Origin of the sequence: Aestuariivirga sp. (assembly GCF_020252395.1) — a bacterium.
Classification (GTDB): Bacteria; Pseudomonadota; Alphaproteobacteria; order Rhizobiales; family Aestuariivirgaceae; genus Aestuariivirga.
The window spans coordinates 42461-64477 of the sequence record NZ_JADCDB010000003.1 but is presented as its reverse complement, the minus strand read 5'-3'; the positions used below and the strand labels follow the sequence as shown (position 1 = coordinate 64477).

Below are 22017 nucleotides of genomic sequence, written 5' to 3'. Positions count from 1 at the left end.
TTCACAATGTCAATCAGCTAACCAAAAACCAAACGCACAAATCCCCCGGTCCAACCCTCTCAGGATCACCGGCAAACCTGCCACCTTGTCGGCTTTCGGCAAAAAAAGAACCACAACGCTCAAAGCGATGCGTCCCTCAGTGGTTGGTTGTATATGGCGATGCACCCTGAACTGTCAACACCGGAAAACACGAAACCTTCAGAAAACTGATAAGTAACTGTTTTGTAATATTCATTCGTCTGTTACAGAGGGCTGTAAGCAGCCCGCCGAAAGGTGCCGGGAGGGTCCGAAACCGTCCAGCCGGTCAAAAAACCGCCTCCCGGCCCGGAACCAGCCCGCCCGCCTATTCAGGCCCGCTATGCCGCGCTTGCCATAGACGTACCGGGGCTCCCCCTGTAAATGTCGGACAATTGGAGGTCCCCCATGGCAAGCAATACGCAGAAGCCGCTCAAATACCGTTCCCAGGCCTGGTTCGACAATCCGGCCAATGCCGACATGACGGCGCTCTACCTCGAGCGCTACCTGAATTTCGGCCTCACCCGCTCCGAACTGCAGGGCGGCAAGCCGATCATCGGCATTGCCCAGACCGGCTCCGACCTCTCCCCCTGCAACCGCGCCCATGTGGACCTCGTGAAGCGCGTGAGGGATGGCATCTACGAGAATGGCGGCATTCCGCTGGAATTCCCCATCCACCCCATTCAGGAAACCGGCAAGCGGCCCACCGCCTCGCTCGACCGGAACCTCTCCTACCTCTCCCTCGTCGAAGTGCTTTACGGCTATCCGCTGGATGGCGTGGTGCTTACCATCGGCTGCGACAAGACCACGCCCGCCTGCCTGATGGCCGCCGCCACGGTGGACATTCCGGCCATCGCCCTCTCGTCGGGCCCCATGCTGAACGGCTGGTACAAGGGCCAGCGCACAGGCTCCGGCACCATCGTGTGGATGGCGCGCGAGAAGCTGGCGACGGGCGAGCTCGATTACGAAGGCTTCGTCGAACTCGTCGCCACCTCCGCGCCCTCCACCGGCTTCTGCAACACCATGGGCACGGCGACGACCATGAACTCGCTCACCGAGGCGCTGGGCATGTGCCTTCCCGGCAACGGCGTCATTCCCGCGCCCTATCGCGAACGCGGACAAATGGCTTACGCGACAGGCCGCCGCATCGTCGACATGGTGAAGGAGGATCTGACACCGTCGAAGATCATGACGCGCAAGGCCTTCGAGAATGCCATCGCGGTCAACACCGCCATCGGCGGCTCCACCAACGCGCCCAACCACCTGAACGCCATCGCCGCGCATTTGGGGATAGAACTCACCGTCGCCGACTGGGAGAAGCATGGCTATGACCTGCCGCTGCTGGTCAACCTGCAGCCCGCCGGCGAATATCTGGGCGAGGACTATCACCGCGCCGGCGGCGTGCCCGCCGTCATCGCCGAGTTGATCGGCGCGGGCAAGATCCACGAGGACTGCGTCACCGCCAATGGCAAGACCATCGGCGAGAACTGCAAGGGCCAGTTCAGCTGGGACCGCGCCGTCATCCGCGAATTCGGCAAGCCGATGAAGGAGCATGCGGGCTTCAAGCGCCTCTCCGGCAACCTCTTCGACAACGCCATCATGAAAACCTCCGTGATCTCGGAGGAATTCAGGAAGCGCTATCTCTCGAACCCGAAGGACCCCAATGCCTTCGTGGCCAAGGCCATCGTCTTCGACGGGCCGGAGGATTACCACGCGCATATTGACGATCCAAAGCTCGATATCGACGAGAACACCATCCTTTTCATCCGCGGCGTCGGCCCCTTGGGCTATCCGGGTGCGGCGGAGGTCGTGAACATGCGGGCACCCAACTACCTGCTCGAAAAGGGCATCCGCTCGCTCCCCTGCGTGGGCGACGGCCGCCAATCCGGCACCTCGGGCTCGCCCTCGATCCTCAACGCCTCGCCGGAGGCGGCAGCGGGCGGCGGCCTCGCCATCCTGAGGAACGGCGACCAGGTGCGCATCGACCTCAACAAGGGCGCCTGCGACATGCTGGTGCCCGCGGAGGAACTCGAGAAGCGTCGCGCCGAACTCGAGAAGGCCGGTGGCTACAAGGCGCCGCCGAGCCAGACGCCCTGGCAGGAAATCTTCAGGAAGGAAGTGGGCCAGCTCGCCGAAGGCATGGTGCTGAAGGGCGCCACCAAGTTCCGGCGCGTCGCCAAGACCATGGGCCTGCCGCGGGACAACCACTGACGATCCAACATCATCACCCCGGCCCACGCGCCGGGGTGATGCCTTTCGAGGAGCCCGCACCATGTTCGACCTCGCGACCGGCATTTTCCGCGCCCGCTTCTCGACTCTGGGCGCACGCCTCGTGGCGCTCGACTTCGCCGGCGCCGACTGCGTGATGGGCGGCGGCACGGAGGCCGGCATCCTGGCGGGCGATTGGACCACCGGTGCCGTCGCCGGCCGCATCGCGGGCCGCATTGCCAATGCCCGCATCAGCATCGACAACACCGAATACCAGCTCGCGAAGAATTTCGGCGACCACCAGCTCCATGGCGGCCCGGACAATTTCGCCATCCGCCATTGGAAAGCGGAAGCAACCGGCAAGAGCATCACCTTCTCCCTTCATTCTCCTGACGGCGACCAGGGCTATCCCGGCGCCCTCGATGTCACCGCGACTTATGCCGCGCAGGGCAACACGCTGTCGCTCGGCTTCGAGGCCCGCACCACCAAGCCCACCGTCATCAACCTCACCAACCACGCCTACTGGAACCTCTCCGGCGGCGCGCGCGGCGCCTTCGATCACGAGATGCAGATCCTGGGCTCGCGCTATCTGCCGCTCAGCGAGTTGCTGCTGCCGTCCGGCGAGCTGCGCGATGTCACCGGCACCCGCTGGGACTTCCGTACACTGCGCCCCGTGGGCGGCGTCTATGACAATTGCTGGGTGCTCGACGGCCCGCGTGGTGAGCTGAAGCACGGCCTCACCCTGCGAGACCCGGTCTCCCGCCGCCGCATGGAGGTCTGGACCACCGAGGCCGGCATGCAGATGTACACCGCCGAACACTGGAACCCCAGCTTTCCTGGCAAGACGGGGCCGCTCCGGCAATACGGCGCCATCGCCATCGAACCCCAGAACCTGCCAGACGCTCCAAGCCACAAGAACTTCCCCAGCGCCGAACTGCGTCCGGGCGAGGTCTACCGGCACCGCATGGAGTGGCGGTTCTTCACATGACTTTCGTCCTCTCCCGCTCCTTCAGCGGGAGAAGACGATCACCCGGCCACCGCCGCCATCCATGCTCTCCACATTCACCCCCTATCCGTCACCCCGGCGAAGGCCGAATTCCCGCTTTGCATCAGCACAGGCGGAAAAAAGCGGGACCCCTGCCTTCGCCGGAGCGGCGGCAAGGCGGGGTGCCGGGCGCGAATCTGGAGTATGCCTTTTCCTAGCACATCGAGCGCGCGCTGTCAAGGTTTATTTTCCTTAGGCGATATCGGCAGGGCCTTTGCCCATTTCTCTCATTCATCACCGCCGGGCCCGGCCCGGGCACGATGAGCCTCTCGGCGGCTACAGGAAATTATACGGGTCCACATCCACTTGCAGCGCCAGCGAGCCCTTGGGCTTCACGTCCTTCAGCCACAGCCTGAGGAACGCCTGCACATTCATGTCCCGCTTTGCCTTCACCAGGAACCGGAAGCGGCGCCGCCCGCGCACCATGGCGATCGGCGCCGCGGCGGGGCCCAGCACCGCGATACCGTCCGCCAACGGAGCAATCAGCCCGAGCGCGCGCGCGAAGCGCTCCGTCTCCGCCGCGTCGTTGCCCGAAATGATGATCGCCGCCAGCCGCCCGTAAGGCGGCAGCCCGGCAGTCTCGCGGATCGCCTTTTCCTGGTTCAGGTAGGAATCGCGGTCGCCCTTCCGCAGCGCCTGCATCAGCGGGTGCTCGGGTAGATAGGTCTGCACCAAGGCTCGCCCCGGCTTGGCGCCACGCCCGGCACGGCCCGCAACTTGCGCCATCAGCGCCCAGGTTCGCTCGGCCCCGCGCGGGTCGGAGGACTCAAGCGCCAAGTCGGCGTCCACCACGCCCACCAGGGTCAAATGCGGAAAGTGGTGACCCTTGGCGACGAGCTGCGTGCCGATGACGAGGTTGAACTGCCCCTCCTCCACGCCGCAAATCGTATCGCGCAGCAGGGGCCCACGCGAGAGATCGCTGGAGAGAATCGCGATGCGCGCCTGCGGAAAGCGCACGGCAGCCTCCTCCGCCAGCCGCTCCACGCCGGGCCCCACGGGAACCATCTTTCCTTCCGTGTGGCAGCCCGGGCACGCCTTCGGCATGGGTTCGAGGTGGCCGCAGTGGTGGCACATCAGCTGCCGCCGGAATCTGTGCTCCACCAGCGAGGCGGCGCAGTTCGGGCATTCCAGCCGGTGGCCACAGGCCCGGCACAAGGTGAGCGGCGCATAGCCGCGGCGGTTCAAAAACAGCAGCGCCTGATCACCCTGCTCCAGAGTCGTCTTCACTTCGTCGAAGAGCGGCGGCGAAATCCATGTGCCGGGCTCGAGGGCCGCGCGCTTCATGTCGATCAACCCGATCTCCGGCAGTTCCGGCCGCCCGTGCCGGTCCATCAGCCGCACCACGCCGTAGCGGCCACGGTCGACATTCACCAGCGTTTCGAGCGAGGGCGTTGCGGAGGACAGCACCACGGGGAATTTCCCGATGGAGCCATAGAGCACCGCCATGTCACGCGCGTGATAGGGCACGCCGTCATCCTGCTTGTAGGCGCTCTCATGCTCCTCATCGACGACGATGAGCTTCAACTTCTTCCACGGCAGGAAGAGCGCGGAGCGCGCCCCCACAACGATCTTCGCCGTGCCATCGGCCACGCCGCGCCACACCCTCTCGCGCTCGCGCGGCCGCAGGTCCGAGTGCCACTGCGCCGGCTCAGCGCCGAAGCGCCGCTCGACGCGTTCGATGAAGGGCTGGGTGAGTGCGATCTCAGGCAGCAACAGCAGCGCCTGCCCCCCAGATGCGAGCGCCGCCGCCATCGCCTCGAAATAGACTTCCGTCTTGCCGGAGCCTGTGACGCCGTCGAGCAGCATCACCTTGTGCTGACGCTGGGCCACCACCGCGCGCAGCGCGTCCGCCGCCGCCTGCTGGCCCTTCGAGAGTGCGAAGCCGCCGGCATTGAGGTCGGGCTCCGCAAAGCGCCTGTGCGCGGGCAGCGCCACAGCCTCAAGCGCGCCATCCTTCGCCAGCACCTTGATCACCGAGGTGCCCACGCCCGCGGCTTCCGCCAGTTCCGCGGCGCGCATGGCGAAGCCTTCGCGGGCGGTCTCCAGCACGCGGGCGCGCTGCGGGGTCATCCGTTTCGGAACATGCCCGGTTGCGCGGTAAGCGATCTGCTCGCGGGGACCCTCGAAGGCGCCGGGCGATCGCAGCACCATGCGCAGCACATTGCCCGCGGGTTCGAGATAATAGGCCGACAGCCAGTCGACGAAGCGCCGGTGCGTCTCAGGGAGCGGCGGCATGTCGAAGACTTGCGCCACGTCGCGGAGCGTCTTGTCCGTATCCGCCTTGTCCTTCACGGCCCAGACCACGCCGATCATCTGGCGCGGACCCAGCGGCACGATGACGTAGCTTCCGGGCTCGAGCGCCATGCCCGGCGGCACGCGGTAGGAATAGGGGCCGTCGAGCGCCAGCGGCAGCAGCACCCCGGCTATGGCGGAATCGCGGGTCATTGAGACTGAAATAGACTTGGGGCCGGGCGGCTTCCACCGTTATATGGCACCGCCATGAGGGAACCCCATGTTCGCGAGATCGTCTGCCTGGAGCCGTCGGCGCTCGCCCTGCGGCTCAAAGGCCAACGCCACCTGACGCTGCTCGAAAGCGTCATGCGCTCGGAGCATCTGGGGCGCTATTCCTTCCTCGCCTGCAATCCGGCCGCCACCATCGAGGTGAACGCCGGGGGCACCTTCCACAATGGCGTGCCGCTCGCCAAGAGCGCGCTCACGCTGATCGGCCGCATCGTCGCCGAGAACCGCCAGCGCCACATCGCTGGCCTGCCGCCCTTCCAGGGCGGGCTCGCGGGTTACATCGCCTATGACTATGGCCGCCGCCTCGAACCACACGCCAGGATTCCGGACTTCGCCCCGCTCTGCCCGGACCTGATGCTGCACCACTATGACTGTGTGGCCGCCTTCGACCACATGCAGGAGCGCGCATGGATCATCTCGGAAACGCCCGCCCGCGCCGACGAGATGGAGGAGCTGCTGCGCCGCCGCCCGAAGGTGACGGGCAGCCACGTCATCGAGGGCTGGCAGCCGAACTTCACGCGCGAGGCCTACGAGAAGGCCATTGCCCTCACGGTGGACTACATTCTCGCGGGCGACATCTTCCAGGCCAACGTCACGCAGATGTTCTCCGCGCCCATCCCCGCGGGCTTCGATCCCCTGGGCTTCTACCGCGTGCTGCGCCAGAAGAACCCCGCCACCTTCGCGGCCTACATGGATTACGGGCCGGTCCAGATCGCCTCGTCCTCGCCAGAGCGGCTCTTGCGTTACGATGGCGTCACGGTCGAGGCCCGCCCCATCAAGGGCACGAGGCGGCGCGACTCTGATCCGGTGCGCGATGCGAACCTGATCGCCGACCTCACCTCATCGCGCAAGGACCGCGCGGAGAACGTGATGATCGTCGACCTGCTCAGGAACGATCTCTCGCGCGTCTCGAAAGCGGGCACGGTGAAGGTGCCGGTGCTCTGCGGGCTCGAGACCTATGCCAATGTCCATCACCTGGTCTCGGTCATCACGTCCGAACTGAAGGAGGCTCACGGCATCGGCGACCTCATCGGCGCCACCTTCCCGGGCGGCTCGATCACCGGTGCGCCGAAGATCCGCGCCATGGAGATCATCGCGGAGATCGAGCAGTCCCCGCGCGGCGTCTATTGCGGCGCCATCGGCTATATCGGCTTCAACGGCCGCACGGACCTCAACATCGCCATCCGCACCGCGCAGTTCGCGAACGGCATCGCCCGCGTGCAGGGCGGCGGCGGCATCACGGCGCGGTCGAACCCGGCGGCCGAGTACGAAGAGAGCCTCACCAAGATCAAGCGGATCATGGCGGCTTTTGAACCATGATCCTCATCGTCGACAATTACGACTCGTTCGTTCACAACGTGGCGCGCTATTTCGAGGAGCTGGGCCAGCACACGCGCGTCGTCCGCAATGACGGGGTGACGGCGCGGGACCTCGATGCAGCCAAAGCCATCGTCGTCTCGCCCGGCCCCTGCACGCCGCGTGAGGCGGGCCAGTCGTTGGACATCATACGCGAATACTCGGGCAAGCTCCCCATTCTCGGCATCTGCCTCGGCCACCAGGTGATGGGCGAGGTCTTCGGCGGCCTCGTGACACGCGCAAAGCGTCCGATGCATGGCGACTCCTCCGAGATCAACCATGACGGCAAAGGCATCTTCGAGGGCCTGCCACAGCGATTCAGCGCCGGGCGCTATCATTCGCTCATCGTGGAACTGGAGGGCCGTGACACGCCACTCATCGTCACGGCCAAGAGCGACGAGGGCGAGGTCATGGGTCTGCGTCATGCAAGCCACCCGACTTATGGGGTACAGTTTCACCCCGAATCGATCCTCACTGAGGGCGGCTACGACATGTTCAGGAATTTCCTGAAGGCGGTGGAATGAGCCGCACCTGGTTCAACGGCGCCCTCACCGAGGGCCCGCTGGCGGTGGCGCGCGGCGAGCGCGGTCTGCTGCTGGGCGACGGACTGTTCGAAACCATGCTGGTTCTCAACCGCACGCCCTTATGGGGCAACATGCATTTCGCCCGGCTCGAGGCCGCGGCCAGGGAACTGGGCCTCGGCTTCGACCGCGGCACGCTGGATGATGCGGTGGCGGAAATCCTCACCGGCATCCCCAGGCTTCACCACGTGCTGCGCGTGACGCTGACCCGCGGTACCGCGGCGCGCGGACTTGCGGCGGCCGGCGGCTCCTCCAGCCTGCTCCTCATGCTCGACGCCTTCGACGCGAACATGATGCTGAAGTCCGTGGCGCTGTCGTCAACCGCGATCCGCCGCAACCCGCAGTCGGTCTCCTGCCGGCTGAAGACCCTCTCCTACATCGACAACATCGCAGCTGCGCGCGAGGCGGCGAGCCACGGCGTCGAGGACGCGCTGATGCTCAATGGGGACGGCAATGTCGCCTGCACCACCATCGCCAATGTCTTCCTTCTCAAGGGCAAGAGCCTTGTCACGCCGGCCCGCGACCAGGGCATCCTGACGGGGGTAACCCGCCAGACGCTGCTCCATTCCGCCGCGCACTTGGGCCTCAAGCCCGAGGAACGCGTGGTGAAGCCCGGCGAGCTGAAGGAGGCGGATGCCGTGTTCCTCACCAACAGCCTGCGCTTCATCAGGCCCGTCACGGCGCTGGACCGCGGGCCGCTGGCGCAGGGCGACCTCAGCCCCCTCATCCAGTCTCTGTGCGAGGCGGCCCGCCTGCAATGCGGCCACGACCCGCGCATGGTTGATTTGGGCAAGTCCGGGCGGTAAGGCTCCCCGCAGACAAAAGGGACCCGCCCATGAAATTCTTTGCCGATACCGCCGAAGTGAAGGACATACAGGAACTGAATGACCTGGGGCTGCTCGACGGCGTCACCACCAACCCCTCGCTGATTGCCAAGTCCGGCCGCAACTTCAAGGATGTGATCGCCGATATCTGCGCGATCGTCGAAGGCCCGGTCTCGGCGGAGGTCGTGTCGCTCGACTATGACGGCATGATGCGCGAGGCCGCCGGCCTGCGCCAGATCGCACCCAACGTCACGATCAAGGTGCCGCTCACGCTCGATGGCCTCAAGGCCTGCAAGGCGCTCACCTCCGACGGCTGCATGGTGAACGTCACGCTCTGCTTCTCGGCCATCCAGGCGCTCTTGGCCGCCAAGGCCGGCGCCACCTTCATCTCGCCCTTCATCGGCCGTCTCGACGACATTCACCTGGACGGCACGGACCTCATCGCGGAGATCCGCCAGATCTACGACAATTACGCCTTCGACACCGAGATCCTCGCGGCCTCCGTGCGCACCGCGCTGCATGTGAAGCAGGTGGCCTTGATCGGCGCCGACGTCGCCACCTGCCCGCCCGCCGTCATCAAGGGCCTGGTCAAGCACCCTCTGACCGACAAGGGCATCGAGCAGTTCCTGGCGGATTGGAAGAAGACCGGGCAGACGCTGTAAGGCGCAACGTGACGGCGCCCCACTCTTCGCCCTCTCCCCCTCTGGCCGTCATCCCGGCGAAAGGCGGGACGGCGGACTTCGAGGGTGGCGCGTAATGGGCGCCATCCTTACTGAATATCAGCTGCGCTGCGGCGCAGGCACCCTCAAGCCCGATGCCGCGCAGCGAGCTGTTGCAGCGAGGCTCGACGCACTCGCCACCGCACTGACCGCGCAGGTCCCGTCTTCCGGCCTCCTCGCCCGCTTCCGTAAGCCCGCAGCCCCACCCAAGGGTCTCTACATCCACGGCGAGGTGGGCCGCGGCAAGACCATGCTGATGGACATCTTCTACGAGACAGCCGAAACCGCCCCGAAGCGCCGCGTCCACTTCCATGCCTTCATGCAGGACGTGCACAGGCGCCTCCACGCCGCGCGGCAGTCGCACCGCCAAGATGCCATCGCCCCCGTGGCGAAGGCGCTGGCGAAGGAAGCGCGCCTCCTCTGCCTCGACGAGATGCAGGTCACCGACATTGCGGACGCCATGATCGTCGGCCGCCTGTTCGAGGGCCTGCTGGCGGCCGGCACGGTGATCGTCACCACCTCCAACCTCGCGCCCGGCCAGCTTTACCGCAACGGCCTCAACCGCCAGCTCTTCCTGCCCTTCATCGCGCTCATCGGGGAGCGCCTCGATGTCGTCTCGCTGGAGAGCCCGACGGATTACCGCCTCGGCCGGGTGAAGGCGCATGAGACTTTCCTCACGCCGATCTCGGCCCAGACCGACGCCCGCCTGCAGGACCTGTGGCAACGCCTCACCGACACGGAACGGGGCGAGCCCATGGACATCGGCGTGCTGGGCCGCAAGCTGCACGTGCCGCAGGCCGCCCATGGCTGCGCGCGCTTTTCCTTCGCCGAACTCTGCGGGCAGCCGCTGGGCCCGCCGGATTACCTGGCGCTGGCCCAGAATTTCCAGATTCTATTCCTTGAGCACATCCCAGAGTTGAACCCAGACAGCCGCAACGAGGCCAAGCGCTTCGTGCTGCTGATCGACACGCTCTATGACGGCAAGATCAGGCTGGTGGCCACCTCCGCGCAAGCCCCGGAGGGCATCTATCCCGCGGGAGACCACGCCGTCGAATTCGGCAGAACCGTCTCGCGCCTCAAGGAGATGCAGTCGGCCTCCTGGTGGGGCAAAAAAATCGCCGAAACCTGACGTTTTGGTCAAGTTTCTCCTCCAAAAGGACTAGGCCGCCGTCTTGAAGGTGATAGATATCGGGTCTACACAAACGTCGCTTTTGCACTGCAAAACGACCTGACGGCACGGCCTTCAAGAAGGAATCCCTTACATGGCTCGGAAGAAAATCGCTCTGATCGGCGGCGGCATGATCGGCGGCACGCTTGCGCATCTCGCGGCGCTGAAGGAACTTGGCGACATCGTCATTTTCGACATTGCCGAGGGCCTGCCACAGGGCAAGGCGCTGGACCTCGCCCAGTCGGGGCCGGTCGAGGGCTTTAACACGAAGCTGTCGGGCGCCAATTCCTACGAGGCCATCGCCGGCGCCGACGTCTGCATCGTGACGGCGGGTGTTCCGAGGAAGCCCGGCATGAGCCGTGACGATCTCCTGGGGATCAACCTCAAGGTCATGGCCTCGGTGGGTGCGGGCATCAGGCAACATGCCCCCGATGCCTTCGTCATCTGCATCACCAACCCGCTCGACGTGATGGTCTGGGCCCTGCAGAAATATTGCGGCCTGCCGCCCCAGAAGGTGGTGGGCATGGCGGGCGTGCTCGACAGCGCCCGCTTCCGCCACTTCCTCGCCGAGGAATTCAATGTCTCCGTCCAGGACGTCACCGCCTTCGTGCTCGGCGGCCATGGCGACACCATGGTGCCGCTGATCCGCTACTCCGCGGTGGCCGGAATTCCGGTGCCGGACCTCATCAAGATGGGCTGGTCCACAAGCGAGAAGATCGACAAGATCGTGCAGCGCACGCGCGACGGCGGAGCGGAAATCGTCAGCCTGCTGAAGACCGGCTCCGCCTATTATGCCCCCGCCACCTCGGCGATCGAGATGGCCGAGAGCTACCTCAAGGACAAGAAGCGCCTTCTGCCCTGTGCCGCAAACCTGACTGGCCAGTATGGCGTGAAAGACACCTATGTGGGCGTTCCCGTCGTGATCGGCGCCAAGGGCGTCGAGCGCATCGCCGAGATTTCGCTCAGCGACGAGGACAAGGCGGGCTTCAGGAAGTCGGTTGACGCCGTGCACGCCCTCATGGCCGCGGCCAAGACCATCGCTCCCGATCTCGCCTGATTTGACGCGCACGTAAAACAAGGACGTGGCAAGATGAACATCCATGAATACCAGGCCAAGGACGTGCTCCGCGGCTTCGGCGTCGCGACCGGCAAGGGCATCGCGGCCTTCACCGTGGACGAGGCCGTTAAGGCCGCGCAGACGCTGGGTGGCCCCGTGTGGGTCGTGAAGTCGCAGATCCACGCCGGCGGCCGAGGCAAGGGCGGCGGCGTGAAGGTGGTGAAGTCCATCGACGATGTGAAGGCCGAGGCCACCCGCATGCTCGGCATGACGCTGGTCACGCACCAGACCGGCCCCGAGGGCAAGCTGGTGCAGCGCCTCTATATCGAGGAAGGCACGGCCATCGCCCGCGAGCTCTATCTCTCGATCCTGGTCGACCGCGAAACCTCGCGCGTCGCCTTCATCGCCTCGACCGAGGGCGGCATGGACATCGAGAAGGTGGCCCATGACACGCCGGAGAAGATCGTCACCGTGCAGGTCGATCCTGCCGCCGGTTACGCGCCCTATGTCGGCCGCCGCATCGCCGCGGCGCTGAAGCTTGAGGGCGATCAGGCCAAGCAATGCGTGAAGATGATCGGCCAGCTCTACAAGGCCTTCGTCGACAAGGACATGAGCCTGCTCGAAATCAACCCGCTGGTCGTCACCAAGGACGGCAACCTGATCTGCCTCGACGCCAAGATCAACTTCGACTCCAACGCGCTCGACCGTCACCCGGAGATCAAGGAACTCCGCGATCTGACGGAAGAGGACCCGAAGGAGATTGAGGCTTCCAAATATGATCTCTCCTACGTGGCGCTCGATGGCTCCATCGGCTGCATGGTGAACGGCGCAGGCCTCGCCATGGCGACGATGGACATCATCAAGCTCTATGGCGCCGAGCCCGCCAACTTCCTCGACGTCGGCGGCGGCGCCTCCAAGGAGAAGGTCGCCGCGGCCTTCAAGATCATCACAGCGGACCCGAAGGTGAAGGGCATCCTCGTCAACATCTTCGGCGGCATCATGAAGTGCGACGTCATCGCCGAGGGCGTCATCGCCGCGGTGAAGGAAGTGGGCCTCAAGGTTCCCCTCGTCGTGCGGCTCGAAGGCACCAACGTCGATCTCGGCAAAAAGATCATCAGCGAGTCTGGCCTCAACGTCATCCCCGCCGACGACCTCAACGATGCCGCGTCCAAGATCGTCCAGGCTGTGAAGGAAGCGGCGTGATTCTCGTACCCCTTGCCATCTCCTCAGCAATCTGCGCCGCATTGGTGTGGCTGCTGCTTTTGTTGGCAGGGCGGTACTTGGGCCAGCGGGCGGTCTGGGCCGTCGGGCTACTGCTAAGTGGACTTCTTCTCTACGCGATTGTCGAGATGGTCATTACATGCAGTGCTCCGCCAGAATTTGTTCCCCCTGATTGCTCCGATCCTGCTGTCTGCGGTGACGGCAAAATGATTTTTGCGTGCGACGGGCCAGGAGGAGCTTTGAACTACGGCTTCATCTACGTGTTTGGTCCACTGATGGCCTGCCTCGTCCTGCTCCTTACATTCCGGGTTGCAAAGCGACCGCGCCAAGAAAAACTGGAGAGCTAATGTCCATTCTCGTCGACAAGTCCACCAAGGTCATCTGCCAGGGCATCACCGGCAACAACGGCACCTTCCACACCGAGCAGGCCATTGCCTATGGCACGCAAATGGTGGGCGGCGTGACGCCGGGCAAAGGCGGCACGATCCATGTGGGCGTTCCGGTGTTCGACACGGTGTGGGATGCAAAGCAGGCCACGGGCGCTGACGCCTCCGTGATCTACGTGCCGCCGCCCTTCGCGGCGGATGCGATCCTCGAGGCGATCGATGCCGGGATCCCGCTCATCGTCTGCATCACCGAGGGCATTCCGGTGATGGACATGGTGAAGGTGAAGCGCGCGCTGTCGGGCTCCAAGTCCCGCCTCATCGGGCCCAACTGCCCGGGCGTGCTCACGCCTGACGAATGCAAGATCGGCATCATGCCGGGCAATATCTTCAAGAAAGGTTCGGTCGGCATCGTCTCGCGCTCCGGCACACTCACCTATGAAGCCGTGTTCCAGACCACCCGCGAGGGCCTGGGGCAAACCACCGCCGTCGGCATCGGCGGTGACCCTGTCAAGGGCGCCGAATTCATCGACATGCTGGAAATGTTCCTCGCCGACGACGCAACTCAATCGATCATCATGATCGGCGAGATCGGCGGCTCGGCCGAGGAAGACGCCGCGGAGTTTATCGCCAAGTCCAAGAAGAAGAAGCCCATGGCCGGCTTCATCGCCGGCCGCACCGCACCTCCGGGCCGCCGCATGGGCCATGCCGGCGCCATCATTTCCGGCGGCAAGGGCGGGGCCGAGTCCAAGATCGACGCCATGAAGCGCGCCGGCATCGCCGTCGCGGATTCGCCCGCTTTGCTTGGCAAGACGCTGGTCAAGACGCTGAAGGGCTGATTTATGCGGCAAGCCGGACCCCATGCCCCCTCGTCCTCTCCCGCCAGGCGGGAGAGGACGGGACCCCATGCGCAGCATGGGGGAGGTGAGGGTCCGCTGGTTCTGCGCTTACTTCCCCTCACCTATCCCGCCGCTGCCGCGGCGGGCCCCTTTCCTCTCCCGCTTCGCGGGCGAGGACGCGCAATGAGGATCATGGGATGAACAAAACCGATCTCACCACTGCCTTCGAGCAAACCTCCTTCCTCTATGGCGGCAACGCCCAGTACATCGAGCAGCTCTACGCCAAGTATCTTGAGAACCCCGCCGCCGTGGACCCGCACTGGCGGCAATTCTTTGCCGGGCTGGAAGACAACGCCGCACAAGCCAGGCAGCAGGTCGAGGGTCCGTCGTGGCAGAGGAAGGACTGGCCCAAAGCTGAATCGGGCGATCTCGTCAACGCCCTCGACGGCAACTGGCCGGCCGTGGCCCCCCCCGCCGCCAAGGGTGCGCCTGCCGCCGAAGCCAAATCCCCCGCCCTGTCGGCGGACGACGTGCGCAAGGCCACGATGGATTCTGTCCGTGCGCTGATGATGATCCGCGCCTACCGCATGCGCGGCCATCTCGCCGCCGACCTCGACCCCCTGAAGCTCAAGGCGCCCGAAACCCACCCGGAGCTCGACCCCGCCACCTACGGCTTCACCGAAGCGGACATGGACCGCCCGATTTTCCTCGATCGCGTGCTAGGGCTCGAACACGCGACCATCCGCCAGATCACCGGCATCCTAAAGCGCACGTACTGCAGCACGCTGGGTGTCGAGTTCATGCATATCTCTGACCCCGGGCAGAAGGCCTGGATCCAGGAGCGGATCGAGGGTCCGGACAAGGCCATCAGCTTCACCAAGGAGGGCAAGAAGGCCATCCTCAACAAGCTCATCGAGGGCGAGGGCTTCGAGCAGTTCCTGAACGTCAAGTACACCGGCACCAAGCGCTTCGGCCTCGATGGCGGCGAGTCGATGATCCCCGCGCTCGAGCAGATCATCAAGCGCGGCGGCCAGCTGGGGCTGAAGGAAATCGTGCTCGGCATGGCGCATCGCGGCCGGTTGAACGTGCTGGCCAATGTGATGTCGAAGCCCTTCTCGGCGATCTTCCACGAGTTCAAGGGCGGATTCTCCACCCCTGATGAGGTCGAGGGTTCGGGCGACGTCAAGTATCACCTCGGCTCTTCCTCCGACCGCGTGTTCGACGAGAACACCGTGCACCTCTCGCTCACCGCCAATCCCTCGCATCTCGAGATCGTCGATCCCGTTGTGCTCGGCAAGGCGCGCGCCAAGCAGGACCAGCGCGGCGACAAGGAGCGCACCTCGGTGCTGCCCCTCCTGATCCACGGCGACGCGGCTTTTGCGGGGCAAGGCGTGGTGGCGGAATGCTTCGGGCTGTCAGGCTTGCGCGGCCACCGCTGCGGCGGTTCCATCCACTTCATCGTCAACAACCAGATCGGCTTCACCACAAGCCCGATCTGGTCGCGCTCATCGCCCTACCCCTCCGACGTCGCCAAGATGATCGAGGCGCCAATCTTCCACTGCAATGGCGACGATCCGGAAGCCGTCGTCTATGCCGCGAAGATCGCCATCGAGTTCCGGCAGAAGTTCAGGAAGCCCGTCGTCATCGACATGTTTTGCTACCGCCGCTTCGGCCACAACGAAACGGACGAGCCGGCCTTCACCCAGCCGCTGATGTACAAACGCATCGCCCAGCAGCCCACTGTGGTGACGCTCTATGGCAAGCGCCTGGTCGACGAGGGCGTCATCTCCGGGGCCGATTTCGACGCCATGAAGGCGGCCTACCGCAAGACGCTCGATGACAATTTCAGCGTGGCCGAGAACTACAAGGCCAACAAGGCCGACTGGCTCGACGGCCGCTGGGCCGGCCTCAAGGCAGCGAAGGATCACGAGGAGCCGAGGAAGGGCCACACCGGCGTGCCCATCGCAACGCTCAAGGACATCGGCCTCAAGCTCACACGCGTGCCGAAGACCTTCAAGGTCCACCGCACCATGCAGCGCGTGCTCGATGCGCGCCGCAAGATGATCGAGGACGGCACGGGGCTGGACTGGGCGATGGCTGAGCACCTCGCCTTCGGCTCGTTGCTGCTCGAGGGCTTCCCCATCCGGCTTTCGGGGCAAGACGTGCAGCGCGGCACCTTCTCGCAGCGCCACGCCGTGCTCGTCGACCAGGACAACGAGAAGCGCTACACGCCGCTCAATCACCTGGTGAAGGACCAGAAGGTCAAGATCGACGCCATCAACTCCATGCTCTCGGAAGAGGCGGTGCTGGGCTTCGAATACGGCTACTCGCTGGCCGAGCCCAACACGCTGACCATCTGGGAAGCCCAGTTCGGCGACTTCGCCAACGGTGCGCAGGTGGTTTTCGACCAGTTCATCTCGAGCGGAGAGCGCAAGTGGCTGCGCATGTCGGGCCTCACCGTGCTGCTGCCGCATGGCTACGAGGGCCAGGGGCCGGAGCATTCCTCCGCCCGCATGGAGCGCTATCTGCAGATGTGCGCCGAGGACAACATGCAGGTGGCGAACGTCACGACGCCCGCGAACTATTTCCACATCCTGAGGCGCCAGCTGAAGCGCGACATCCGCAAGCCGCTGGTGATCATGACGCCGAAGTCGCTGCTGCGGCACAAGCGCGCCACCTCGCCGCTCTCGATGATGGACGAGGGCGCCACCTTCCACCGCCTCCTGTGGGACGACGCGGAGATGATGCCGGGCGAGGCGATCAAGCTGCAGCCGGACGGCAAGATCCGCCGCGTCATCCTGTGCACCGGCAAGGTCTATTACGATCTCTACGAGGAGCGCGAGAAGCGGGGCCTCACCGGCATCTATTTGCTGCGCGTCGAGCAGCTCTATCCCTGGCCGCACAAGGCGCTCATCAACATCCTGTCGCGTTTCAAGGATGCGGAGTTCGTCTGGTGCCAGGAGGAGCCCTACAACATGGGCGCCTGGAGCTTCGTGCAGCCCAACATCGAGCGCGTGCTCGACTTCATCGGCGCGAAACACACACGGCCCCGCTATGTGGGCCGCGCGGCTTCGGCTTCCACCGCAACCGGCCTGATGAGCCGGCACCTCAAGGAACTGCGCACGTTCCTCGATGAGGCGCTGGGCGAAAACAAGGCTTGAAGGAACAAACAAGATGGCAAAGGAAATCCGCGTTCCGGCACTGGGTGAATCGGTCACCGAGGCGACGATTGCGAAGTGGTTCAGGAAGCCGGGCGAGGCCGTGAAGGCGGACGAGTCGCTGGTCGAGCTGGAAACCGACAAGGTCACCGTCGAGGTGCCCGCCCCGGCCTCGGGCAAGCTCGCGGCGATCTCCGCCGAGCCCGGAACCACGGTCAATGTCGGCGCCCTTCTCGGCATGATCGAGGAAGGTGCGGCCGGTTCCGCGCCCACCAATACGGCCGAAGCGCCGAAGAAGGCCGAGGCCCCCGCCGCCAAGGCCGCCGAGCAGACCCTCTCGCCCGCCGTCCGCAAGATGGTGGCGGAGAACAAGGTCGACACCGCCGCCGTTTCCGGCACCGGCAAGGATGGACGCCTCACCAAGGGCGACGTGATCGCGCATCTGGAGAAGCCCGCCGCGGAGTCGAAGCCGCTGGTGATCCCCGCAGCATCCGCACCTGCCGCCCGCGCGCCGTCAACCCCGTCCGATGCCGCGCGCGAGGAGCGCGTGAAGATGTCGCGCCTCCGCCTCACCATCGCGCGCCGCCTGAAGGATGCGCAGAACACCGCCGCCATGCTCACCACCTTCAACGAGGTGGACATGACGGCGGCCATGCAGGTCCGCAACCAGTACAAGGACCTGTTCGAGAAGAAGCACGGCGTGAAGCTCGGTTTCATGAGCTTCTTCGTGAAGGCCTGCATCCAGGCGCTGAAGGAGATCCCGGCGGTCAATGCCGAGATCGACGGCGACGACATCGTCTACAAGAACTTCTACAACATCGGCGTGGCGGTCGGCACCGACAAGGGCCTCGTCGTGCCCGTGCTGCGCGATGCCGACATGCTGTCCTTTGCCGGCATCGAGAAGACCATCGCTGAATACGGCAAGCGCGCGCGTGACGGCAACCTGCAGATCGCCGACATGCAGGGCGGCACCTTCACCATCTCCAACGGCGGCATCTATGGCTCTCTGATGTCGACGCCGATCCTCAACGCGCCGCAGTCCGGCATCCTCGGCATGCACAAGATCCAGGAGCGCCCCATGGCCATCAACGGCCAGGTGGCGATCCGCCCGATGATGTATTTGGCGCTGTCCTATGACCACCGCATCGTCGACGGCAAGGAAGCCGTCACCTTCCTGGTGCGCGTCAAGGAGAACCTCGAGGATCCGCAGCGGATCATTCTGGACCTTTAACAATAATGCCGTGATCCCTCCCCTCATTGCTGTCATCCCGGCCCTTTGCCGGGGTGACGGAAGAAGGGGAGCGGGAGGCGGGGGAGTGGGAGATATGACAGCAGTAGCCATCCTCACTGGCGGCAGCCGCGGCATCGGCCGCGCGGCGGCGCTGAAGCTTGGTGCGGCGGGCTACACCGTCGTCGTCAACTACGCCTCGAACGAAGCCGCTGCGAATGATGTGGTGAAGGCCATCACCGCCGCGGGCGGCAAGGCGGTCGCCGTCCAGGGCGACGTCGCGAAAGAAGCCGATATCCTCGCCCTCTTCGCCGCAGCGGACAAGCTCGGCCCCCTCAAGGTCCTCGTCAACAATGCCGGCATCATGGACCGCCAGAACCGGCTGGACGAAATGAGCGCGGAGCGCCTGAAGCGCCTCTTCGACATCAACATCCTCGGCTCCTTCCTCTGCGCGCGCGAGGCGGTGAAGCGCATGTCGGCGAGGCATGGCGGCAGCGGCGGATCGATCGTCAACCTCGGCTCCGCGGCCTCCGTGCTGGGCGCCCCGGGCCTCGGCGTCGAATATGCCGCGAGCAAGGGCGCCATCGACGTGCTCACCATCGGGCTCGGCCGCGAAGTCGCAGCCGAGGGCGTGCGCGTCAATGCGGTGCGCCCCGGCATCATCGACACCGAGATTCATGACAGCTCCGGCATTCCCGGCCGCGTGAAGATGATGCGCGAGCACATCCCCATGAAGCGTGAAGGCACGGCGGACGAGGTGGCGGACGCCATCCTCTGGCTGTGCTCGGACCAATCCTCCTATGTCACCGGCTCCATCATTCCCGTGGCCGGCGGGCGCTGCTAAGGAACAGAAACATGGCCAACCCGTTCGACGTCACCATCATCGGCACCGGCCCCGGCGGCTATGTCTGCGCCATCCGCGCCGCCCAGCTGGGGCTCAAGGCCGCGGTGGTGGAAAAGCGCGCCACCCATGGCGGCGCCTGCCTCAATGTCGGCTGCATTCCCTCCAAGGCCCTGTTGCATGCCTCCGAGCTCTATGCCGAGTCGAAGCATGCCTTCGCCAAGATGGGCATCAAGGCCGAAACCAGCGTCGACTTCCCGAAGATGATGGGCTTCAAGCAGGAGGCCATCGACGGCAACACCAAGGGCATCGACTTCCTGCTGAAAAAAAACAAGGTCGCCGTGTTCCGTGGGGTTGGCAAGATCTCAGGTCCCGGCAAGGTCACCGTGGGCGGCGAGACCATCGAGACGAAGTCCATCGTCATCGCCACCGGTTCGGACGTCGCCAGGCTCAAGGGCATCGATGTCGACGAGGAGCAGATCGTCTCCTCCACCGGCGCCCTCGACCTCGGGAAAGTTCCCGCCACGCTGGCCGTCATCGGCGCCGGCGTCATTGGCCTCGAGCTCGGCTCCGTCTATGCCCGCCTTGGCGCCAAGGTGACGGTGATCGAGTATCTCGACCGCATCCTGCCCGGCATGGACCACGACGCCGCCAAGACCTTCCAGCGCATGCTGCAGAAGCAGGGCTTCGCCTTCCGCCTGTCATCGAAGGTGACGGGCGCCGTGAAGTCGAAGGACAAGGTGACGCTTAACGTCGAGCCCGCCGCGGGCGGCACGCCTGAAACCATCGAGGCAGAAGTGGTGCTCGTCGCCGTCGGCCGCACGCCCTACACCGAAGGTCTTGGCCTTGAAGCCGCGGGCGTGAAACTCGATAACCGCGGCCGCGTCGAGGTGGACGACTATTTCCAGACCAATGTGCCGGGCATCTATGCCATCGGCGACGTCATCCGCGGCCCCATGCTCGCCCACAAGGCGGAGGACGAAGGCATCGCGCTCGCCGAGATCCTCGCGGGGCAAGCCGGCCATGTGAATTACGGCGTCATCCCCGGCGTCGTCTACACCAACCCGGAAGTCGCCGCCGTCGGCAAGACGGAAGAGGAGCTGAAGGCCGGGGGCGTGGACTACAAGGCCGGCAAGTTCCTGTTCCTCGCCAATGGCCGCGCCAAGGCCAATCAGACGACGGATGGCTTCGTGAAGGTGCTGGCCGATGCCAGGACCGACCGCGTGCTGGGCGTCCACATCGTCGGCCCCATGGCGGGCGAGCTGATCCACGAGGCCGCCGTGCTGATGGAATTCGGCGGCAGTGCCGAAGACCTCGCCCGCACCTGCCATGCGCATCCCACGCTGTCGGAAGCGGTGAAGGAAGCGGCGCTCGCGGTGGCGGGCCGGGCGATCCATTCGTAACGCCCTGCTCACACGTCACCAGTTTTCATCATGGCCGGGCATGATGAATGTGTGAGTGGGCGAGTGTTCCTACAGCCCCGTCGTCGGCCGCGGGTTCGTCCCATCAAAGAACCGCGTGTAGCGGAAGGGCGATGGGTCCACGCATGGCGTCTCTCCCGTCACGATCTCCGCCATCAGCTTGCCCGCGCCCGGCCCAAGCCCGAAGCCGTGGCCCGAGAAGCCGGTGCACAAATGGAAGCCGGGCAGCGCATCGACTTTCGAGATGACCGGCACCGCATCCGGCATCGCATCGATGGCGCCGGCCCAGCGCTCGGCGATCTTCATCGGCTTGAACACCGGATAATATTCCTTCAGCGCCATCGCAGCACCGTCCAGCACATCGTTCACCGGCTCCGGATCGAGAATGCGCACCTGTTCGAAGGGCGTCACTTCATCGAGTTCCCAACGGCGCTTGAGTTTCGCCTCCGCGATGAAGCGCTTGCCGAGGCGCAGGCGCAATCCGTTCCAGTCCAGCATCAGCGCGGGCAGAAATTCGCGGAACAGGCGGAAAGAATCCGGCACGATGTCGGCCACCGAGAAGTGGTTGTCGGTTACCGTATAGCCGCCATCCATGCGCTTACGGAAGGTGAAGCCGCCGCCGGAGCAGGTGCGGGTCAGCCCCGTGTCGATAGGCTCGGTGCGCATCACCGAATTGATGACGGTGAGCTGCGGCAGCGAAATGCCGAGGTTGTGACAGAAGCGGCGCGACCAGGCGCCGCCCGCCAGCACCACCGTGTCACAGGCGATCGTCCCCTTCTCTGTCACGACCGACGAGATGCGCCCCCCTTTTGTCTCCAGCCCGCGCACCGCGCAATTGGTGAAGACCTTGCCGCCCTTGGCGCGCAGCGCCTCCGCCATCAGCGGCACAGCGACGAAGGGCTCGGCGCGGCCATCGTTCGGCGTATAGAGCGCACCCTTCCAGGGCCTGGTGCAGCCAGGCTGCAATTCGTTCGCTTCGGCAGCGCCGATCATGCGCGTGGCAAGGCCAGCGGGCTTTGCGTTCTTCTCGAACCACTCACCCTTCTGCGCCAACTGCTGCCCGGTTTCGCAGAGATAGAGGATGCCGCAGCGCGTGAAGCCGGTCTGGCCATCGACACGCGCATCCATGCCGTCCCAGATCGCCATGGAGATCTGGATCAGCGGAATCTCGCGCGGGTCGCGCCCCATCTGGCGGCACCAGCCCCAGTTCCGGCTCGACTGCTCGGCGGCGATCTCGCCCTTCTCCAGCAGCACGGCATCGATCCCGCGCTCGGCGAGTTCGAGGGCGGTGGATACCCCGGCGACACCGCCGCCAATGACGCAGACGGCGGCCTGTTTCGGGAGTTGCGTGTCGGATGGAACGAGCTTGATCTTCGGCATGGGCTGAAACTAGCCTGCCCGCCCCGGCCCTGTCACCAACAGCACGTGCATGA

General features: G+C 65.1%; 16 protein-coding genes. 14 read left to right on the top strand and 2 right to left on the bottom strand.

Annotated features, from left to right (window positions below):
* Positions 1-423: 423 nt before the first annotated feature.
* Together IOC82_RS03350 and IOC82_RS03345 are read left to right on the top strand one after the other, a co-directional pair.
* Positions 424-2226 (top strand): IlvD/Edd family dehydratase, encoded by a 1803-nt coding sequence (locus IOC82_RS03350; protein WP_290544767.1) that lies wholly within the window; start codon positions 424-426, stop codon positions 2224-2226.
* Positions 2227-2287: 61 nt separating this feature from the next.
* Positions 2288-3211: an aldose epimerase family protein gene (locus IOC82_RS03345; RefSeq protein ID WP_290544766.1), complete on the top strand. Its 924-nt coding sequence runs from the start codon at positions 2288-2290 to the stop codon at positions 3209-3211.
* Between the two features lie 333 nt (positions 3212-3544).
* On the opposite strand, the gene IOC82_RS03340 is transcribed toward IOC82_RS03345, so the two are convergent.
* Positions 3545-5713, bottom strand: a complete 2169-nt coding sequence (locus IOC82_RS03340) for a primosomal protein N' (RefSeq protein ID WP_290544765.1) — start codon at positions 5711-5713, stop codon at positions 3545-3547.
* Positions 5714-5767: 54 nt separating this feature from the next.
* On the opposite strand from IOC82_RS03340, the gene pabB reads away from it, so the two are divergent.
* The 12 genes from pabB (at position 5768) to lpdA (ending at position 20566) form a co-directional block, all read left to right on the top strand.
* Positions 5768-7108 carry an aminodeoxychorismate synthase component I gene (gene pabB, locus IOC82_RS03335; protein ID WP_290544764.1) on the top strand — a complete coding sequence of 447 codons (1341 nt, stop codon included), beginning with the start codon at positions 5768-5770 and terminating at the stop codon, positions 7106-7108.
* Entirely contained in the window at positions 7105-7668 is a 564-nt protein-coding gene (locus IOC82_RS03330; RefSeq protein WP_290544763.1) for an aminodeoxychorismate/anthranilate synthase component II, read from the top strand. Before pabB ends, IOC82_RS03330 begins: the two co-directional genes overlap by 4 nt.
* Positions 7665-8531 carry an aminotransferase class IV gene (locus IOC82_RS03325; RefSeq protein ID WP_290544762.1) on the top strand — a complete coding sequence of 289 codons (867 nt, stop codon included), beginning with the start codon at positions 7665-7667 and terminating at the stop codon, positions 8529-8531. Before IOC82_RS03330 ends, IOC82_RS03325 begins: the two co-directional genes overlap by 4 nt.
* Positions 8532-8560: 29 nt before the next feature.
* The gene (gene fsa / locus IOC82_RS03320) at positions 8561-9211 is read left to right on the top strand and encodes a fructose-6-phosphate aldolase (protein ID WP_290544761.1); all 651 of its coding nucleotides are present in this window, start codon (positions 8561-8563) and stop codon (positions 9209-9211) included.
* 94 nt (positions 9212-9305) lie between these two features.
* Positions 9306-10397, top strand: coding sequence for a cell division protein ZapE (gene zapE / locus IOC82_RS03315; protein ID WP_290544760.1), 1092 nt, complete (start codon positions 9306-9308; stop codon positions 10395-10397).
* A 133-nt stretch (positions 10398-10530) separates the two neighbouring features.
* The gene (gene mdh, locus IOC82_RS03310; RefSeq protein ID WP_290544759.1) at positions 10531-11493 is read left to right on the top strand and encodes a malate dehydrogenase; all 963 of its coding nucleotides are present in this window, start codon (positions 10531-10533) and stop codon (positions 11491-11493) included.
* Between the two features lie 33 nt (positions 11494-11526).
* The gene (gene sucC / locus IOC82_RS03305; protein ID WP_290544758.1) at positions 11527-12696 is read left to right on the top strand and encodes an ADP-forming succinate--CoA ligase subunit beta; all 1170 of its coding nucleotides are present in this window, start codon (positions 11527-11529) and stop codon (positions 12694-12696) included.
* A gap of 364 nt (positions 12697-13060) precedes the next feature.
* Positions 13061-13936, top strand: coding sequence for a succinate--CoA ligase subunit alpha (gene sucD / locus IOC82_RS03300; protein ID WP_290544757.1), 876 nt, complete (start codon positions 13061-13063; stop codon positions 13934-13936).
* A gap of 197 nt (positions 13937-14133) precedes the next feature.
* Positions 14134-17097, top strand: coding sequence for a 2-oxoglutarate dehydrogenase E1 component (locus IOC82_RS03295; RefSeq protein ID WP_290544756.1), 2964 nt, complete (start codon positions 14134-14136; stop codon positions 17095-17097).
* Positions 17098-17110: 13 nt separating this feature from the next.
* Entirely contained in the window at positions 17111-18325 is a 1215-nt protein-coding gene (gene odhB, locus IOC82_RS03290; RefSeq protein WP_290544755.1) for a 2-oxoglutarate dehydrogenase complex dihydrolipoyllysine-residue succinyltransferase, read from the top strand.
* Positions 18326-18419: 94 nt separating this feature from the next.
* The gene (locus IOC82_RS03285; protein ID WP_290544754.1) at positions 18420-19166 is read left to right on the top strand and encodes an SDR family oxidoreductase; all 747 of its coding nucleotides are present in this window, start codon (positions 18420-18422) and stop codon (positions 19164-19166) included.
* Between the two features lie 11 nt (positions 19167-19177).
* The gene (gene lpdA / locus IOC82_RS03280) at positions 19178-20566 is read left to right on the top strand and encodes a dihydrolipoyl dehydrogenase (RefSeq protein WP_290544753.1); all 1389 of its coding nucleotides are present in this window, start codon (positions 19178-19180) and stop codon (positions 20564-20566) included.
* Positions 20567-20635: 69 nt separating this feature from the next.
* On the opposite strand, the gene IOC82_RS03275 is transcribed toward lpdA, so the two are convergent.
* The gene (locus tag IOC82_RS03275; RefSeq protein WP_290544752.1) at positions 20636-21964 is read right to left on the bottom strand and encodes an FAD-binding oxidoreductase; all 1329 of its coding nucleotides are present in this window, start codon (positions 21962-21964) and stop codon (positions 20636-20638) included.
* Positions 21965-22017 lie beyond the last annotated feature (53 nt).

Coding starts and splice junctions, on each gene's coding strand:
- IOC82_RS03350 (WP_290544767.1), top strand. CDS start 424: ATGGCAAGCAATACGCAGAAGCCGCTCAAATACCGTTCCCAGGCCTGG.
- IOC82_RS03345 (WP_290544766.1), top strand. CDS start 2,288: ATGTTCGACCTCGCGACCGGCATTTTCCGCGCCCGCTTCTCGACTCTG.
- IOC82_RS03340 (WP_290544765.1), bottom strand. CDS start 5,713: ATGACCCGCGATTCCGCCATAGCCGGGGTGCTGCTGCCGCTGGCGCTC.
- pabB (WP_290544764.1), top strand. CDS start 5,768: ATGAGGGAACCCCATGTTCGCGAGATCGTCTGCCTGGAGCCGTCGGCG.
- IOC82_RS03330 (WP_290544763.1), top strand. CDS start 7,105: ATGATCCTCATCGTCGACAATTACGACTCGTTCGTTCACAACGTGGCG.
- IOC82_RS03325 (WP_290544762.1), top strand. CDS start 7,665: ATGAGCCGCACCTGGTTCAACGGCGCCCTCACCGAGGGCCCGCTGGCG.
- fsa (WP_290544761.1), top strand. CDS start 8,561: ATGAAATTCTTTGCCGATACCGCCGAAGTGAAGGACATACAGGAACTG.
- zapE (WP_290544760.1), top strand. CDS start 9,306: ATGGGCGCCATCCTTACTGAATATCAGCTGCGCTGCGGCGCAGGCACC.
- mdh (WP_290544759.1), top strand. CDS start 10,531: ATGGCTCGGAAGAAAATCGCTCTGATCGGCGGCGGCATGATCGGCGGC.
- sucC (WP_290544758.1), top strand. CDS start 11,527: ATGAACATCCATGAATACCAGGCCAAGGACGTGCTCCGCGGCTTCGGC.
- sucD (WP_290544757.1), top strand. CDS start 13,061: ATGTCCATTCTCGTCGACAAGTCCACCAAGGTCATCTGCCAGGGCATC.
- IOC82_RS03295 (WP_290544756.1), top strand. CDS start 14,134: ATGAACAAAACCGATCTCACCACTGCCTTCGAGCAAACCTCCTTCCTC.
- odhB (WP_290544755.1), top strand. CDS start 17,111: ATGGCAAAGGAAATCCGCGTTCCGGCACTGGGTGAATCGGTCACCGAG.
- IOC82_RS03285 (WP_290544754.1), top strand. CDS start 18,420: ATGACAGCAGTAGCCATCCTCACTGGCGGCAGCCGCGGCATCGGCCGC.
- lpdA (WP_290544753.1), top strand. CDS start 19,178: ATGGCCAACCCGTTCGACGTCACCATCATCGGCACCGGCCCCGGCGGC.
- IOC82_RS03275 (WP_290544752.1), bottom strand. CDS start 21,964: ATGCCGAAGATCAAGCTCGTTCCATCCGACACGCAACTCCCGAAACAG.